A 15,245-nucleotide genomic window follows, 5' to 3' on the forward strand; every position below is an offset into this window, starting at 1 on the left:
GGGCAACCCGCGGGCATCGCCGGCGATCATCCCGGACGTCCAGCATCCGGCGGCAAGCGATTTGACGTCCGTCCCGGTCTACATCCCCAGCATCACCTATCACCCGAACGGTTGGGACGTAGGATCTAGGTTGGTCGGTGATCGCTTCAGGTGGTGATCGTTCAGTACGCACTGTCATGCAACTGCGGCGCGCGGCTTCCTCGTGCATCGTTCCGCGTAACTCGCTAGTACCCCGGCTATCAACCGGCACGGGTGCGTGGTGGACCGAATTCGCGCCATTCCGCAGGCACGACGCGCCCATGGAATGCGTCGATCCGCTCATTCAATGTCTTGCCGCGTGAAAAATATTCGTCGGAACGTGCTCGGCCGAAACCACGCCTACAGCGACGATCGACCTCCGCCGCAATACCGCTCGACAAGGAATACGCGTTGCTGCCCCTAGCATCCAACTCGCCAAGGTCCTCCGGCGGAGCGTACTCGTCTACTTTTCGGGGTAAGTGATGAATGCAGGCAAATTTCCATTCTGGTTACATGCTGTATCCATTGCTTGGATTGGTCTTGGCATGGCATGTGCGGGCGTGGTGGCGGCAGATGAAGTGAAGCATCCACAAAAAGCATGGATTATGAATCTCGTATGGCCATTGACCACGCTCTTTGGAACCATCCTTTGGCTCACCAGCTACTACGCCTGGGGAAGGAATATCCCGAGAGACGGGAATGGCAACTCCGCCGGTTCTTTCCCGGTGATCGTGATGAAGGGAACGAGTCATTGCGGCGCCGGCTGCGCCCTCGGCGACATTCTCGCTGAATGGCTGGCGTTTCTATTTCCCAGTCTGGCGGTGTGGTTCGGATGGCATTCTCTCTTTGCAGAGAAAACGTTCGCGGTCTGGATCCCCGACTTCATCCTAGCCTTCCTGCTCGGCATCCTTTTCCAGTATTTCACCATCAAGCCGATGCGACATCTTTCGATGCGCCAAGGACTCCGGGCAGCGCTCAAAGCCGACATTATGTCGATAATGGCGTGGCAGATCGGCATGTATGGACTTATGGCGGTAATCCAGTTTCTTTGGCTAGGTCGCATGTACGGCGGGATCGCACCGGTGGATAGCCCCGAATTCTGGTTCGCGATGCAGCTCGCGATGCTGGCCGGATTTGCGACTAGCTATCCAATCAATTGGTGGCTTGTCCGAACGGGGGTAAAGGAGAAGATGTAGCGCATGCTCGTGGTTCCCGACTGACCACTGGACCAGTATTCGTCCCGGTCGGAATTTTTCCACTTGCAAATTGGACAGTTTTGCGGGCTAAGGTCATGTTTGGTACGCGCCCTACTGGCCGTGGCGCTCTCGATGGGATAAGGCGAGCTGCGCCACGGGCACGCTCGCGCGGGCTCTTGCCAAAAAGGGCTCGCCTTTTTAGGATGGGAAATGAATGTGTCGGGCTCGGCACACCCATAATGCAGAGAGGCGACCGATGCACCGGCGGACAGCAGCCCCTACCTGATTGTGGCGATTGGTGGAGCCTATCCGAATCTTTGTGTGTGAGGCATAAACTGACGGCCAAGGAGCCACTTTATGCCACGCAAACGCAAGGAAGAAGTGACGATTGAGCCGGGCAAGGGCTTGAACCTAGACCCGGAACTCATCAAGCAACTGGTACCCGGCACGCTGGATCGGGCGACGATCAACGAGCGGCTCGCGGCGCTCAAGAAGGCAATCTTCGAGCGCGCGCTGGGCGGCGAACTGACCCACCACTTGGGCTACGAGAAGGGCGAAGCCAAGCCGGTTGGCCGCACGAACCATCGCAACGGCACCAGCCGTAAGCGCATTGCGACCGACGATGACCTGCTCGACGTCGAGATTCCGCGCGACCGCGAAGGCACCTTCGATCCGGTGCTGATCGCCAAGGGCGAGCGACGCTTCACCGGCTTCGACGACAAGATCATCGCGATGTACGCACGCGGCATGAGCGTGCGGGAGATTCAGGGTTTCCTGCTGGAGATGTACGGCATCGAAGTATCGCCGGACTTCATCAGCACTGTGACCGATGCCGTGATCGATGAGGTGCGCGAATGGCAGCAGCGGCCGCTCGAGCCGATGTACCCGGTCGTGTTCTTCGACGCATTGCGCGTCAAGATCCGCGACGAAGGCGTCGTGCGCAACAAGGCGATCTACCTGGCGCTGGGCGTGCGGCGCGACGGCACACGTGACGTGCTGGGCCTTTGGATCGAGCAGACCGAGGGGGCCAAGTTCTGGCTGCGGGTGGTGAACGACCTGAAGCTGCGCGGCGTGCAGGACATTCTGATCGCCGTGGTCGACGGCTTGAAGGGCTTCCCGGAAGGGATCAACACGGTGTTCCCGGAAACGACGGTCCAGACCTGCATCGTGCATCTGATCCGGAACTCGCTGGACTTTGCCAGCTGGAAAGACAGGAAATCGGTTGCAGCGGCGCTCAAGGAGGTCTACCGGGCGCCGTCGGCCGAAGCCGCTGCCGTGGCGCTGGATGCGTTCGATACGAGCCCGTGGGGTACGAAATACCCCCCGATTGCCGCCCTCTGGCGCCGAGCCTGGGATCAGGTGATTCCGTTCTACGCCTTCGCGCCTGACATCCGGAAAATTGTATATACGACGGATGAAATGCACAAGTCCCGCACCGCGCTTCGCTCATTCGCTATGTTCGCGCCTCCGGCCACCGTATCGGCGCGCTGTCTGATTTGGGGCGCGACTGCTTCCACCGGTTAAACAGTCTTTGATAGGTTCGCTCGGACTGCTCAGCCACGGCTCGCTCTTGCTGACGGACACTCTTCAGACTGTAGGCCGCAGCCGAACCTTTGCGCGAGCCATGCTGCGCCGGCATTCCGGCCTGCAGTTCCAGCGCGCGCAGTTTGTGCGCAGTCAACGCCGGGCGATCCCACGCGAACGGTTCACCGCGTGTCAGCACATACCATACGATTACTGCGAGTTTGCGAGCAGTCGCGACGGCGGCAATTTGCTGGCCGCGGCGATCGCGCACGCGCAGGAAGAAGGCGCGCAGCGGGCCGGGCGCTTGCGTGGCACCCCAAGCGGCTTCGACCAGCATCGCCCGTGCATAAGAGCGCCCGCGCTTGGTGATGTGGCCATGCCTGGCCGGTGCCGGACCGGATTGATAGACTGATGGATTGAGACCGAAGTAGCTCACCAACTTCTCCGGACTCGGAAACCGTGCGATGTCGCCGATGGCCGATAGCAGTCCGATCGCCACTGTGGTGTTCACGCCAGTGATCGTTAGCATCACGCGCAATCGCGCATCGTCGATGGTCACTTGCGCGAGCGCTTGCTCCACCTCGCGCAGATCGTCGCCGAGGCGGTCCAGTTCGCGCAGTCGCTGCTCAACACCCAGTCGTTCATCCAGTGGCAGCGGTTGAACACCGAGCCACGCACGCCCCTTCTTGCCAAACAGATCGGTCGCGGGACATCGCTCGATCAGGTGTGCAATCAGGACTGCGTGAATTTCGTTCTTCAGCCGTGTACGTTGCCGCACCAGCTGTGAACGGCGCGCGATCTGCCGACGCAATGCCAGCGTGCGCTCGTCCGGCATCCATACTTCCGGCAGAAAGCCACTCGCATACAGCTGCGCCAGCACGGCCGCATCGATCTTGTCCGTCTTGACACGCGCTTCGGCAATTAGCCGAACCTGCAATGGATTGGCAATCGCCACACGTGCGACATGCGCGCGCAAGACGTTGACGATGGCAGTGGTATTGCCGGTCGCTTCGAGTACCACATGATCGGTGGCACGCAGCTTGGCCGCAAAGCGCTCCAGTTCATCGCGCCGCAACCCGGTGCGGCCGCCTGCATGCAGCGTGCCATCCTCCAGGTACGCGATCTCGGCCACGGAGCGCGACACATCTAACCCTACGATTCGCATAACCGTCTCCCGTTTCAGATCACTGTTGGGAGCCGGTGGGACAGCACGACAACTACGGATTCGCGCTCGCAGCGCAACCGGGCGGGTCGCAGGGGCGGCCAACTACTAACACGAGCTCGCGGCTCATCGTATAGGAACGGCCTGCCCACCCGAAGTGCTCCCCAGTGCCCCATGTCCCGGATGGTCACACCATACGCTCAAACCGCTCGGCGCGGGAACGCGAGGCACCGGCTATATCATGCCGGTTACGAACGCCATAGAAAGTTTGAACATGCAGTTGCGCAAGATCATCAAGACGCGCGGTCACTTCCCGAACGACGAGGCGGCCATCAAGCTGCTCTGGCTGGCGCTACGCAACGTACTGGCCAAGACCGTACGGTCCGCGTTCGACTGGAAATCAGCAATGAACCAGTTTGCTATCCTGTTCGGCGAGCGATTTACGCAGGCACGTGGATAACGCGTTGTTCAATCGCCTCGCCCACAAAAATGCGGACAGGTTCGGCGGCTCAGCAGACCGATCAGGAAAGCCAGAATACCGATCAAGATATTGACGAAGGTCACGTTGTTTTCCGAAGTTCTACGACTTGTTTGTGCTGTTGCCGATCTCTCTCACATCGAGCAACTTAGCACAAACGGCATTGCCATAGTCGCCGGCGACCTGATACAGAGCAGAAAATACCCTCCCGCACATCGCTTCGTGAGACCCGCTGACCGATTTTTCCAGCCAGAGCGACACAACGATCGCCATCGCACTTCATCCGGCCGGTCTCACAATCGCACATCCCCCAGGATTGCCATCGCATGTGTCCTCTTCGAGAAACTTGAGCCTAGTGCGGGAGTATGCGCACCAGCCACCGCAGGACTGGCAATCGAAGGACATCATCTTTTCCTATACGGGGAATCTTGCTCGAACATAAGCCGCGAGGCGTTCATGCGAAGCCCTATTAGCCGGAAAATTGCAGCCAGGAGGGGCGATCGCCCCTGCAGCGAAAAACTCACGCACTCCACACGATCGCAGCCGCTCCTTTGCCTTATTGCCCAAGGCGGCAACTATGGCATTCGGAAACATAGCCAACTGCGCGTGCAGAAAACGCCCTCCACACTCGCGTACAACACTGATCGGCACTGATCCGCCTTCCTTGCTTGCGGAACATAACACCGAGTCAGTGATCCAAGTCCACCGCATCTGGGTATTAAAATCCACACTTGGCCAACACGCGTCGAGCAGCTCGCGCACGCGCCGATGAAACAGGTCCTTACCCGTCTCAAAAGCCTGCCAGGCATACCGAGCAGCCGATTCTTGGCGCCCACGAGCAGAGCCGTCATCCATATGCGACTCGGAGCGGTGAGGATCACCCGGTTCTGCCATCACGAGCACGAGACGGACCTCAGCCAACTCGCCGATTGCTCCACAATATCCACGCGGCACATGCCCCCGCTCCGGCGCCCAAGAGACCTTGTTTCGGCATCCACCCGCCAGTCCCGCACACGGCTCATATGCAGGCGCCAAGCGGTCTAAGAGATCCGAGGATGGCAGGATGTGATTGGAACCAAGTGTCGAGGGCATGTATTTTTTTTCCTAGTCGCTGATGAGGCCGTGAGCGCCCACGCCGCGCATCAGCCGTTGCGCAATAAGGCGGACGATCCCGATCGCCTCTCCGTCGTCGGACACGAGTTCGCCAAGAAGCATGGCCCGCGCAACAGCATCGCATTGCGCCGGGATTGACGCTTGGGGGAGCACGACCGTGCTCTCGTAGGCCTCGGCGCCGAGCAGCTTCCGAACTGCACCGTCAAAATCACTTCGCTTGACGTCCATCATCGCGCCTTTTCCTAGCCTGCTTGGTTGAGAATTTCGATTTCGAAACCTTCCGGCCATCCGTACGTATGGACGTTCAAGGCGTCCTCGGCGATCAGCTCGGGCACAACATCTTCATAGCCCTCGTCACGCGGGGTGATCATCACGATTGCGCTCGGAACGCCCTTTGCCGCGGCGATCTGACCCGCCAAGCGGGTCAGTTCCGCCGTCCATTCGCGCACCTGTTTCTCATCGTATGTCTGCGTCATTTAAGCGCCTCCGTTTTCCTGGGTCTTAGATGTAGTCGTACCAGACTTTGCCGTTTGGTGTGGACGCTGTAATCGCTTGCTGGATACCAAACAGCAGCCCAAGCACCGCACCGCAGGCGCCGCCGACGATCAGGTTTAAAACTAGCGAGCCTAGCGAAAGCTCCGGTCGAACGGCCGTGAGAATCGGCGCAAGAAACAGTGACAACATTTCCACGGCGATGAACGTCATGGCAAACGCCTTCAGGATTCGGTGTTTCCGGTTCACGTTGATGTTTTGCACTAGGTCAGTGGCCGAGCGGCGCGACGATTTCAATTGCAGCTGCGATCGCGACGTAGAAGCCGACCAAGCCGAATGCAACGATCCCGAACCGCCGGCCGGGACCGGCCTGAATCTGGAAAAGGTGGGTCAAGACAGTTCCGGTTTTCCGCCAACTGGCCACATAGGCCGCACTCAGCGACGTCTCCGACGACCAGATGAGCATCGTCATCTGGAAAGTGACGATCAGCATTACGGCTACCCCAAGCGCTTGCAGTACCATCAAAATTCCCCTCTTTTTTTCGATGCCGGCGTGCCGGCGTTTTCCGATTCAGTTGGATGCCCGGCTGCGGGCACTGCTTTGTCGGGCTCCGACATGTTCATGCACTGAGCGAGCAAAGACAGGACCAAGCCAGCGGCACCGAGCGCAAGGCTGGCCGTATGCACGGTCACTAGCAGGAGCAGTAAAGCCACACCGGAAATCACCTTGTGCCGTCCAAGAATCACGTTAAATGCAGCGCTGAGCGCCGCGAATAGCATCAAAGCGAAAGGAACTGGCAGAGCGTTCGCAAAAGCGATGCCGAGTATGAAATTGTTCATCCTGAATCGTGTTTTCCGTTGGGTCGTATTTCCCCAGTAGTCGTTTTGATTATCGGCTCGTGTGCCGGAATCATGAGGCCAATCGTACAACCGATTAGCCGCAAATGAAACATCTATGTTGCATTTGACTTTAGCGTCAGCACCAGCCCACGATATGCGTCGGCCTCTTTCATGGGCACCGCCTGGCCTGTCTTTTCGTACCGACCGATTTGTTGGCGCGTCAAGCCCCATCGCGCGGCAAGCTGCATTTGGGTCAATCCAGCCTTTTTGCGCAGCGCCTGCGCATCTTCGCCGTAGAGCACGTCTATTTCTCGCATGGTTCACAGTCAAATGGAACGTAGATGTTCCACCGATCATACCGCACTCTAATCGCACTGTCGGCCGAGCAACGCGATATTCGCCGCCGTTTCAGTGCCCGCTGTTCTCGGCTACCATCCTGCGGTTTTCCACCAGACGATGAACGACATGTTGACGGATATCGAGGCACTTCAGGCCCAATTGCGTGAAGTGAACGCCCGACTCGCGGAGGTGAAGCGCGACGAGAAGCGTGCCGCACTGGACGCCATTCGCGAGCAGGTCGCGCTATACGGCATCTCCGAGGAGGAGCTTTTGCTGGCTGCAGGATTTCGCAAGCCGCGTAAACGCCGCACTGCGGCAAAATACTACGACCCGTCGACGGGTAAGGAATGGTCCGGATTCGGCCCCCGTCCAAAATGGTTGGTCGGGAAGAACCTCGACGACTATCGGATAGATCGCGCCCCTAAGCCGTGGTGGCCCGGCGAGTCGTAAGACGCGGCGCCACGTCAAACGTCACACAGTCCAGATCGATTCTCTCGCGCGACGGGATGCTCATCGTCCGGTGTTTATCGCGATCTGGGACTTGCTGTAACCTGCCTTGATGCCGCAGCTGACTGGAGACGTCGATGTGCTATTCCGCTAAGGTCGAAGCCAACTACCGCGAATACGTGCGCCGCTACGGCGCCGACATGGACATCGAAACCTTCAGGCGCCTGTATTTCGCGCGCGCAGCGTCCGGCGACATCAAGATCCCGAAAGCAGTCGACGCGGCGATTGCAGCAGCTGGAGACGACGAGATTTCGGCGGCGATCTTCGCGTATCGCACTCACCGTGCCAGCGAGCTTGAATCCGAGCTCTTTAAGCAGCGGGCGCGCCTCGCGGCCGCGGAGAAAAAGCTGGCCGCGAAGGTCACCAAGGCCGCCAGCGAGGACGTTCGAATCGCCACCGACAAGATCGAAGCGGCGATGCGCGGCCTTGAGGATCTTCGCCGGGCCGACCTACAGGAGCGCGATTCGCGAATTTTCCCTGGCTGGTATGCGCCCGTGTTGATTGAGCTCGATGGGAAGCGCGTGATCGTTCCGATGCGCTATCGGTGCCGGCTGCCTGGATGGACGGAGCGCGATGAGAGGCAAAAGCCCGGCACCTACAATGCGCGCGTCGATTCGTTGTCGACGGCGTGGCGCAAGGTATACGGGTTCTCGCACGGGCTGATACTGGTCGACGCATTTTTCGAGAACGTGAAGCGCGACGAGCGGAACGTCGTGCTGCGCTTTGATCCGACGCCCCGGCAGCACATGCAGGTCGCTTGTTTGTGGACGCGCACCGAGATCCCCGGCTCGGACGATCTCTGGTCGTTTGCGGCGATCACTGACGATCCGCCGCCGGAAGTCGCCGCGGCCGGACACGACCGATGCATCTGAATACTATTAGCCGTTAGACGATCGTAACTCGTTGATTGAATGTGGATTTTGACAACGAATAGTTTGCCGCGCGCCGGCCACGTTAATACGATTCAATAATCGTCAGCTATCCTCCGACTGAGTTTCCAGCCATTGTCAAATGCCACGATCCTGAAGTCCCTTCCGGGTATTCGATCCCTAATTCGCCGTTGGACGAGTTCGCTGCCGCTTCCGGCATGACGGAATCGTGTATCGCTACCTGGGGTGGCTTCAGAATTCGGAAAAAATCGTACGCTAAGGCGGCTCAGCCCTTGGCGCGCGCGGCTCCACGAGCGGGGGGTGTTTTTTTCAGCCCGTCGACAAGCCTTCGCGTGACGTCCACTTCGGCTTCGGCGCGCTCGGCCCGCCGCAGCGCTTCCTGCAGGCGCGCGTCGGTTGCCGCGTGAGCCTGGCGCTCGGCGGCCAGCGCGTCTCCGCTTTCCGCAAGCTGGGCGCGAACCGCCTCGAGCTGGACCTGCGTGGACGAGGCCGCCTGCCGCGCGGCCTCGGCTTCGGCCGCAGCCCGGTCCCGTGCGACTTCGGCTTCGTGTGCCTGGTGACGCGTCTCGGCGCGCAGGGCCGCCAGTTCGGCGGCGGACGCCTCGGAGGCCGAATGCCAGATAGTGAGGACGGCTTCGGCCGCGACTTGCTTGACGGCGTCGGGCAGGTCCGGGTGGTCGATCTTCACGCGCGTGCGCTCGCGCAGGTCTTGCCAGAACCGGTTGAGCACGTCGGCAGGCGTGCTCATGCTGCCCTTGCGCACGAGGCTGTAGAGCTTGTTCGCGGTCGGCGTCACGCCGTAGCGGAAGAAGAGCAGCGCGCAGACCTCGCGATACAGCTCCCGTGTGTCGGCGCAGCGGCCGCGCAGCGCGGCGATGTCGGCCAGCAGGGCTTGTTCGTCGAGAGTGGCAGTGGGATCGGGCGTCATGAGACGAGGTTGAGTGGCGTGAAGTTTTGAAAATAATACAACGTAAAATGCGAATTATCTTGAGAATGTAGCCAAACTTTAGACATAAATGCGCTTCTGTCTGGACTATACTGCACACTGCTCCCGTAAAACGCGTCACACCCATGACCCACCCCGTTGCCGTCGTTCCGCCCGACGGTCCTGCCCGGCCCATCGAGCAGTTGCGCATTCCGGCCGACCTCTCGGGGGCGGCCGGCGTCAACCGGGCGCGCAGCGCCGTTCGGCACGTCGGCGCCGCCGACGATCTGGCTGCCGTTGCAGCATGGCTCGCGAGGTACACCGATACGCCGGGCACGCTCGCTGCCTATCGCAAGGAAGCCGAGCGGCTGCTGCTGTGGACCGTCATCCAGCACGGCAAGCCGTTGTCGTCGCTCACGCACGAGGATCTGCTCGTCTACCAGCGCTTCGTGGCCGATCCGCAACCGTCCTGGCGTTGGATCATGACGGCCCGCAAAAAACCCGGCCGCGCCTCGCCGGATTGGCGGCCGTTTGCCGGTCCTTTGTCGTCAACCAGCGTACGGCATGCGATGACGATTCTCAACGCGATGTTTGCTTGGCTCGTTGAGGCTGGCTACCTCGCCGGCAATCCCCTCTCACTCACGCGGCGTCGGGGCGTCGCGCGGAAACCGGCCGTGACGCGCTATCTGACCCACGAGTGGTGGGGCGTGGTCAAGACGACGATCGAGACGTTGCCCGTGGGTACCGAGCGCGAGCGGCTGCACGCAGCGCGTTGCCGGTGGCTGTTCACCGTGCTGTACCTGGCGGGCCTGCGCGCGACAGAGATCGCCAGCACGCCGATGGGCGCCGTGTGCTGCCGTCGTGATGCCACCGGCGCCGAGCGCTGGTGGATCGAGGTGCTCGGCAAAGGTAATAAACCGCGCCTGGTGCCAGCCACCGACGAACTGATTGCCGAACTCGCCCGGTACCGCCGCGCGCACGGCCTGGCGCCGTCGCCGTACCAGGGCGAGCGCCGGCCGCTGCTACTGCCGCTCATCGGCCACGAGAAGCCGCTCTCGCGCGGCTCGATCCACCAGATCGTCAAGGAAGTCTTCGCGTTGGCCGCGGCGCGGCTGCGCGCGCGCGGCCCCGAGTGGCAGGCGCAGGCCGATCAGCTCGCCAGCGCCTCGGCGCATTGGGTCCGGCATACGGCCGGTTCGCACATGACCGATCGGCAGGTCGACCTGCGTTTCGTGCGCGACAACCTCGGGCACGCGTCGCTGGCGACCACGAGCGTGTACCTGCATGCGGAGGACGATGCGCGGCACGACGCCACGCAGACGCGTCACCGGCTCGGCTGGAACTGACCGCTTGCCTTTCTTCTTCAAGGAGCCTCATGCCACGCCGCTCGATCTTGTCGGCATCGGAGCGCGATAGCCTCCTGGCCATGCCCGAGGAGCTGGACGACCTGATTCGCCACTACACGTTCAGCGAACCCGATCTGTCTTTGATCCGTCAGCGGCGTGGTGACGCGAACCGTCTCGGCTACGCCGTGCAGCTTTGTTTGCTTCGCTATCCGGGCCAGGGATGGTCGACAGCGACGGAGGTTCCGCTCGCCATGCTGCAATGGATCGGCCAGCAATTGGGCATCGATCCGGCGTGCTGGCCCCAGTACGCGAAGCGCGAGGAAACTCGCCGCGAACACCTGCTCGAGTTGCGTGCGCAGCTCGGCCTGTCGCCGTTCAACCTGTCGCACTATCGCACCGCGGTGCATGCGCTGGTCGGCCTGGCGATGCAGACGGACAAGGGCATCGTGCTCGCACAGGCGCTGGTTGAGCACCTGCGCCGGCAGACCATCCTGCTGCCCAGGGAAGCGGTCATCGAGCGCATCTGCGCCGAGGCGATCACGCGCTCCACGCGCCAGATCTATCGGATACTGACGGAGCCGCTTTCGGAGGAGCACGGCCAACGGCTCGACCGGTTGCTGCAGCGCCGTGCCGACGGCCGCATGACGTGGCTCGCCTGGCTGCGACAGCCACCAGGCAAGGCGAGCTCAAGGCAGATGCTGCAACACATCGATCGCCTGAAGCTGCTGCAGGCCGTCAATCTGCCGGCAGGCCTTGACCGGCTGATCCACCGCAACCGGCTGCTCAAGATCGCCCGGGAAGGCGGGCAGATGACGCCGCACGACCTCGGGAAATTCGAGCCGCGGCGCCGGCACGCGACACTTGCCGCGATCGTGATGGAAGCGACGGCGACGGTCACGGACGAAATCGTCGAACTGCACGATCGCATTGTCGGGAAACTCTTCAACACCGCGAAGAAGAAGCACCGGGAGCGGTTCCACCGCTCGGGCAAGGCCATCAACGACAAGGTGAGGCTGTTCGGGAAACTGGGCCGGGCCCTGCTCAAGGCCAAGGAGGACGGCGGCGATGCGTTCCAGGCCATCGAATCCGTTATGTCGTGGGACGCTTTCACCCGAAGCGTCACTGAGGCCGAGCAACTGGCCCAGCCCGAGGCGTTCGATTTCCTGCACGAGATCGGCGACCACTACGCGACCTTGCGCAGGTATGTGCCGGCCTTCCTCGAGGTCCTGAAACTGCGCGCGGCACCGGCGGCCGCCGACGTGCTCGAAGCCATCGACACGATACGCGCCATGGACAGCGACGGCGCACGCAAGGTGCCCGCCGACGCGCCGACCAAGTTCATCAAGCCGCGCTGGAAGCCGCTGGTGTTCACGGATGCCGGCCTCGACCGCCGCTACTACGAGTTGTGCGCGCTGTCGGAGCTGAAGAACGCTCTGCGCTCGGGCGACATCTGGGTGCAGGGTTCCCGCCAGTACAAGGACTTCGACGACTATCTGCTGCCGGCCGAAAAATTCGAGGCCATCCGGCAGGAGAACCTGCTGCCGCTGCCCATCACGACCGACTGCGAGCGATATCTAGCGGAGCGACGGCGTTTGCTCGAGCAGCGGCTTGAAGCGGTCAACCGGCTCGCGGCGGCCAACGATTTGCCCGATGCCATCATCACGGACTCGGGCATGAAGATCACGCCGCTTGATGCAGTGGTGCCGGACGCCGCGGAGGCGCTAATCGCCCAGACCGCGCTTATGCTGCCGCGCGTGAAGATCACCGAGTTGTTGATGGAGGTGGACGCGTGGACCGGCTTCACCCGGCACTTCACGCACCTGAAGACCGGCGAGACGACCCAGGACAAGACGCTGCTGCTCACGACGATCCTCGCGGATGCGATCAATCTCGGCCTCACGAAGATGGCCGAGGCCTGCCCAGGCACGAGCTACGCAAAACTGGCATGGCTGCAGGCGTGGCACATCCGCGACGAGACGTATTCCCAAGCGCTGGCCGAACTCGTCAACGCCCAGCACGTCCATCCGTTCGCCACTTACTGGGGAGACGGCACGACCTCATCATCCGATGGCCAGCGCTTCCGCGCCGGCGGGCGCGCGCAGAGCACCGGGCACGTCAATCCGAAGTACGGCGCCGAGCCGGGCCGGATGTTCTACACGCACATTTCCGATCAGTATGCGCCGTTCTATCCGAATCTCGTCAACGTGGGCGTTCGCGACGCGACCTACGTGCTCGACGGGCTGCTCTACCACGAGTCGGATCTACGCATTCAGGAGCACTACACCGACACCAACGGCTTCACCGATCATGTCTTCGCGCTGATGCACCTGCTCGGATTCCGCTTCGCGCCGCGCATCCGCGATCTGGACGACATGAAACTCTACGTGCCCGGCAGCGTGAAAGACTATCCCGCGCTTGCAGCGATGATCGGTGATACGTACAACGAGAAGCACATCCAGCGAAGTTGGGAGGAGGTTTTACGGCTGGCGACCTCGATCCGGCAGGGCACGGTCACGGCTTCGCTGATGCTGCGCAAGCTCGGCAGCTATCCGCGCCAGAACGGCCTCGCGCTCGCGCTGCGCGAGATCGGCCGCATCGAGCGCACGCTCTTCATCCTCGACTGGCTGCAGAACGTCGAGCTGCGCCGCCGCGTGCATGTCGGCCTGAACAAGGGCGAGGCGCGCAACGCGCTCGCCCGGGCGGTGTTTTTCTGCCGGCTCGGCGAAATCCGGGACCGCAGTTTCGAGGCCCAGCGCTATCGCGCCAGCGGCCTGAATCTGGTCACCGCCGCAATCGTACAGTGGAACACAGTCTATCTCGAGCGCGCCGTGCAGGCGATGCATGCGAGGGGGCTGCCCGTCGACGTCGCCTTGCTGCCTTATCTTTCGCCGCTGGGATGGGAACACGTCAACCTGACCGGCGACTATGTGTGGCGGCAAAGTCAGAAGCTGCCGGCCGGCACCTTCAGGCCGCTGCGCCCCGTACCGGAGACTCAACTGTCCACTCCGCGTGCGACCCAATCCACATCAGGCGACATCGAGCCCGAGGCGATACCAGGCGAGGCCGACGGCATATAATCGATCGGCAAAGCGAATCCGGCTGGCGCCGGTCGATTCGATCACCCCGCTTCGCCAGGAAGCGGCGTGCCGCCCCTCCCTTGAACGCCCACGAACGCACAGGCCTATTGTGAACCAGACCACCGATCAGCCGCTTACCGATGGCGAGTTCGCTCGCCTTTCTCGATTTCTCGATGCCATTGGTCCGAGCGCCATGAACATCGAAATGCTCGACGGCTACTTTGCGGCGTTGATCTGTGGACCCGACATGGTGCCACCAAGCGAATATCTGCCCGATATATGGGGTGAAAATTTTGCTTTTGAGAGCGACGAGCAGGCTGCCCAGATCATGGGTTTGCTCATGCGCCACCGGAACACGATCGCGACCGAGTTGCGCCATACCTTGGGGGAACCGGACGTGTATCTACCCGTGCTGCTCGAAGGAGACGATGGCATCGCACCCGGTAACGATTGGGCCCACGGCTTCATGCGCGGCGTCCAGACACGCCCGGCAAGCTGGGGCGAGCTCATCGATGACGAGGATCACGGCGGCCCCATGCTGCGGATCATGATGCTGCATTACGAGAATGACCCCGACCCGCAGATGCGACCTCCGCCGATTCCTTCCGAAAAGCGCGAGGAACTGCTTCAGACGATGATCGGGAGTCTGACCCATATCTACCGTTATTTCGAGCCTCACCGGCGTGCGCTTGCGAGCATGCCGGCTCACCTTCCCATGCGTCGGGAGGGGCCGAAGGTCGGGCGCAACGAACCGTGTCCGTGTGGCAGCGGCCGCAAGTACAAGCATTGCTGTCTCGCAAACGAGCCCACTCTGCATTGATCAACCGCGCAATCAGGGAAAGGACCGCTGGGGCGAGGCGCGACATCCGTATCCGGCAGAGAATAGCCAAAAAGGGGCACTCCTGAGCCCTATTGGCCGGAAGTTCTGGCGCCGGTTCCACCGCGGCAACGGTCATTCGAACGTCGGCATCACAGTGGACGCCGAAACGTAGCTCCACGAGAACGCTGCGTGTAGCTCCCTCCGTGCCTTTGTGGTGTCGCGCACGGAAGTCGGCAGCACCTCGCCCACCTCACGCTGGCCGATGGCGCGCGGATATCTTCGAGCGATGTTCAGCCAGCCGCCCCTTCGAGCCCATTGGCTTCCTCCTCGCTGGCGTTCGGGATCCGCATTTCGAAGACCTCGGTGACGCTGGTGTAGTCGTAGTAGCCCAGCCGGGCCAGCGGCCGGATGCGTGGGATATCGAGTTTGCCCTCGCGCGTAACAAAGTCCTCATTGATATGGATTCGCTCCACCTGCGCGAAGACCACGTCAATTGTGCCTACGTTCGAGTTACCGGT

General features: G+C 61.6%; 15 protein-coding genes and 3 pseudogenes. 8 read left to right on the forward strand and 10 right to left on the reverse strand.

What is annotated here, in order from left to right:
- The first annotated feature begins 500 nt into the window (after positions 1 to 500).
- Together BST28156_RS24065 and BST28156_RS24070 are read left to right on the forward strand one after the other, a co-directional pair.
- On the forward strand, positions 501 to 1,214 hold the full coding sequence (locus BST28156_RS24065) for a DUF4396 domain-containing protein (RefSeq protein ID WP_038442179.1): 714 nt from the start codon (positions 501 to 503) through the stop codon (positions 1,212 to 1,214).
- Between the two features lie 357 nt (positions 1,215 to 1,571).
- A pseudogene (locus tag BST28156_RS24070) lies at positions 1,572 to 2,714 on the forward strand (IS256 family transposase); the annotation flags it as partial.
- On the opposite strand, the gene BST28156_RS24075 reads toward BST28156_RS24070, so the two are convergent.
- Positions 2,668 to 3,903 (reverse strand): IS110 family RNA-guided transposase, encoded by a 1,236-nt coding sequence (locus BST28156_RS24075; protein WP_080746441.1) that lies wholly within the window; start codon positions 3,901 to 3,903, stop codon positions 2,668 to 2,670. The pseudogene BST28156_RS24070 and the gene BST28156_RS24075 sit on opposite strands and share 47 nt — an antisense overlap.
- Before the next feature lie 235 nt (positions 3,904 to 4,138).
- On the opposite strand from BST28156_RS24075, the pseudogene BST28156_RS24080 reads away from it, so the two are divergent.
- Positions 4,139 to 4,360, forward strand: a pseudogene (locus tag BST28156_RS24080) (transposase); the annotation flags it as partial.
- A gap of 120 nt (positions 4,361 to 4,480) precedes the next feature.
- Here BST28156_RS24080 and BST28156_RS24085 read toward each other — a convergent pair.
- The 7 genes from BST28156_RS24085 to BST28156_RS24115 form a co-directional block, all read right to left on the reverse strand.
- Positions 4,481 to 4,651, reverse strand: coding sequence for a hypothetical protein (locus tag BST28156_RS24085; protein WP_155633388.1), 171 nt, complete (start codon positions 4,649 to 4,651; stop codon positions 4,481 to 4,483).
- Between the two features lie 831 nt (positions 4,652 to 5,482).
- Positions 5,483 to 5,722, reverse strand: a complete 240-nt coding sequence (locus BST28156_RS24090; RefSeq protein ID WP_038442173.1) for a hypothetical protein — start codon at positions 5,720 to 5,722, stop codon at positions 5,483 to 5,485.
- 11 nt (positions 5,723 to 5,733) lie between these two features.
- Positions 5,734 to 5,967 (reverse strand): hypothetical protein, encoded by a 234-nt coding sequence (locus BST28156_RS24095; RefSeq protein ID WP_038442171.1) that lies wholly within the window; start codon positions 5,965 to 5,967, stop codon positions 5,734 to 5,736.
- 25 nt (positions 5,968 to 5,992) lie between these two features.
- A complete protein-coding gene (locus tag BST28156_RS24100) occupies positions 5,993 to 6,196 on the reverse strand; it encodes a hypothetical protein (RefSeq protein WP_105796513.1) in 204 nt (67 codons plus the stop codon).
- 55 nt (positions 6,197 to 6,251) lie between these two features.
- Complete coding sequence (locus BST28156_RS24105; RefSeq protein WP_105814730.1) at positions 6,252 to 6,476, reverse strand: hypothetical protein; 225 nt, start codon at positions 6,474 to 6,476, stop codon at positions 6,252 to 6,254.
- Between the two features lie 29 nt (positions 6,477 to 6,505).
- The gene (locus tag BST28156_RS24110; RefSeq protein WP_038442163.1) at positions 6,506 to 6,823 is read right to left on the reverse strand and encodes a hypothetical protein; all 318 of its coding nucleotides are present in this window, start codon (positions 6,821 to 6,823) and stop codon (positions 6,506 to 6,508) included.
- Positions 6,824 to 6,936: 113 nt separating this feature from the next.
- On the reverse strand, positions 6,937 to 7,125 hold the full coding sequence (locus BST28156_RS24115; protein WP_230942997.1) for a helix-turn-helix domain-containing protein: 189 nt from the start codon (positions 7,123 to 7,125) through the stop codon (positions 6,937 to 6,939).
- A gap of 154 nt (positions 7,126 to 7,279) precedes the next feature.
- On the opposite strand from BST28156_RS24115, the gene BST28156_RS24120 reads away from it, so the two are divergent.
- Positions 7,280 to 7,612 carry an H-NS histone family protein gene (locus BST28156_RS24120; RefSeq protein WP_080746453.1) on the forward strand — a complete coding sequence of 111 codons (333 nt, stop codon included), beginning with the start codon at positions 7,280 to 7,282 and terminating at the stop codon, positions 7,610 to 7,612.
- 134 nt (positions 7,613 to 7,746) lie between these two features.
- Entirely contained in the window at positions 7,747 to 8,541 is a 795-nt protein-coding gene (locus BST28156_RS24125) for an SOS response-associated peptidase family protein (protein ID WP_038442161.1), read from the forward strand.
- A 283-nt stretch (positions 8,542 to 8,824) separates the two neighbouring features.
- On the opposite strand, the gene BST28156_RS24130 is transcribed toward BST28156_RS24125, so the two are convergent.
- The gene (locus BST28156_RS24130; protein ID WP_012218148.1) at positions 8,825 to 9,487 is read right to left on the reverse strand and encodes a DNA-binding protein; all 663 of its coding nucleotides are present in this window, start codon (positions 9,485 to 9,487) and stop codon (positions 8,825 to 8,827) included.
- Positions 9,488 to 9,630: 143 nt separating this feature from the next.
- Between BST28156_RS24130 and BST28156_RS24135 the strand changes: the two genes are divergently transcribed.
- The 3 genes from BST28156_RS24135 (at position 9,631) to BST28156_RS24145 (ending at position 14,727) form a co-directional block, all read left to right on the forward strand.
- A complete protein-coding gene (locus BST28156_RS24135; RefSeq protein ID WP_012218149.1) occupies positions 9,631 to 10,830 on the forward strand; it encodes a tyrosine-type recombinase/integrase in 1,200 nt (399 codons plus the stop codon).
- 29 nt (positions 10,831 to 10,859) lie between these two features.
- The gene (locus BST28156_RS24140) at positions 10,860 to 13,907 is read left to right on the forward strand and encodes a Tn3 family transposase (protein ID WP_012218150.1); all 3,048 of its coding nucleotides are present in this window, start codon (positions 10,860 to 10,862) and stop codon (positions 13,905 to 13,907) included.
- A gap of 109 nt (positions 13,908 to 14,016) precedes the next feature.
- Positions 14,017 to 14,727, forward strand: coding sequence for a YecA/YgfB family protein (locus BST28156_RS24145; RefSeq protein WP_012218151.1), 711 nt, complete (start codon positions 14,017 to 14,019; stop codon positions 14,725 to 14,727).
- 290 nt (positions 14,728 to 15,017) lie between these two features.
- Here the strand turns inward: BST28156_RS24145 and BST28156_RS24150 are convergent.
- A pseudogene (locus BST28156_RS24150) lies at positions 15,018 to 15,245 on the reverse strand (flavin reductase family protein); the annotation flags it as partial.

The sequence above is a fragment of the Burkholderia pseudomultivorans genome (assembly GCF_902499075.1).
Lineage (GTDB): Bacteria > Pseudomonadota > Gammaproteobacteria > Burkholderiales > Burkholderiaceae > Burkholderia > Burkholderia pseudomultivorans.